Origin of the sequence: Streptomyces sp. NPDC059477 (assembly GCF_042749375.1) — a bacterium.
Classification (GTDB): domain Bacteria; phylum Actinomycetota; class Actinomycetes; order Streptomycetales; family Streptomycetaceae; genus Streptomyces.
Map to the genome: position 1 here is coordinate 1 of NZ_JBHYUG010000022.1, position 1,275 is coordinate 1,275.

General features: G+C 75.5%; 1 protein-coding gene. It reads right to left on the reverse strand.

The window, feature by feature from the left end; all coding sequences use genetic code 11:
• Window positions 1–181 precede the first annotated feature (181 nt).
• The gene (locus ACFXAZ_RS14130) at window positions 182–886 is read right to left on the reverse strand and encodes a glycoside hydrolase family 75 protein (RefSeq protein WP_384589417.1); all 705 of its coding nucleotides are present in this window, start codon (window positions 884–886) and stop codon (window positions 182–184) included.
• Window positions 887–1,275 lie beyond the last annotated feature (389 nt).

The following is a 1,275-nucleotide window of genomic DNA, read 5'->3' on the forward strand; positions in this document are numbered from 1 at the left end:
GGGGGGGGCCCCCGACGGCCCCGCGCCCCGGTCCGGCCACCGTCACCATGCGGGCATCCGTCCTCGTACGGGGACCGTCGCCATGCGGGCACCCGTCCCCGTACGAGCGCCCGTCCCCGTACGAGCGCCCGTCCTCATACGAGCGCCCTCCGCCCCGCCGCGCCGCCACACTCACCTCGCCTCAGCCGACGAACTCGCGTGCCAGCCGCTCGCCCTCACGGACCGCCGCCGGGTGGTCCTCGATCGGGGTGACGGTGGAGTTCTTGAAGAGGATGTAGGTGACCCCGGACGCGGTGCCGCCGTGCCGGGGGTCGGGGTCGATGCCCAGTTCCCGGGCGGTGGCGTAGGAGGCCTCGCCGATGAGGTCGCGCGGTCCCCGGTCGCCGACCACGGCGTAGCGCACCCGGTCGCGGTAGACGACGGCGGCGACGGTCCCGGCCCGCACCCCGTCGTCACCGTGGTCCCAGATCGCGCTCGGCACGGGTACGACGACGTAGGGCAGTTCCTCGGAGTTCAGGGCCTGTCCGTCGGACTGCGGGAAGGCGGTGTGGGGCGAGAAGTACGGGTCGGTACGGGCGTTGCAGTGGCGGCCCGCCCGCCCGTCGCAGTCGATGTCCATGTCCGCCTTCCAGAACACGGCGCCGTGGGTGCCGCAGACCGGGACGCGGGCGCGGGTGCCGCCGTCGGTGCGGTAGCGGCCCCGGGAGACGGGCGTGCAGTCGCGTACCCGGGCGAGCAGGGCGGCGGCGGAGACCGCGCCCTCGCCCGGTACCGCCAGGATGTGCCGCGAGGGCGGTCCGGACACGGACGCCGTGGCGGTGGGGGATGTCGTCGGGGCGAGCAGGGCGGCACTCGCCACGGCGAGGGTCAGCGACTGGACACGCACGATAGGGGCCTCTCCTCGGATCTGACGGACACTCAGGCCCTATCTGACGCCCTTTCCGATCACGAGGCCACTAACGGGGGCCGGACGGTGCACCTCCGGCGTGTCCCGGCGTGTCGTGAGGCCTGTGCGGCGTGTCGCCATGCCTGGGGGAGGTTTCTTCCGGGGCGACCGGGGGCGGGGGCCCGAGCCACTGTCGACTCCGGCCCCCGGCCGCCCGCGCCGGCGCGGTGACAGCGACGACAGCGGTCCGCGCCATCGGCGTGGTCTCACCCCGTGTGCGGGGGAGTTGGGGGGGGGGGGGGGTCAGCCGACGTAACACCCGGCGGTGGAGACCCAATGCACCCCCGCCGCGGGCGGACCCCCGGGGGCACGCGCGCGGCGCCCGCCCC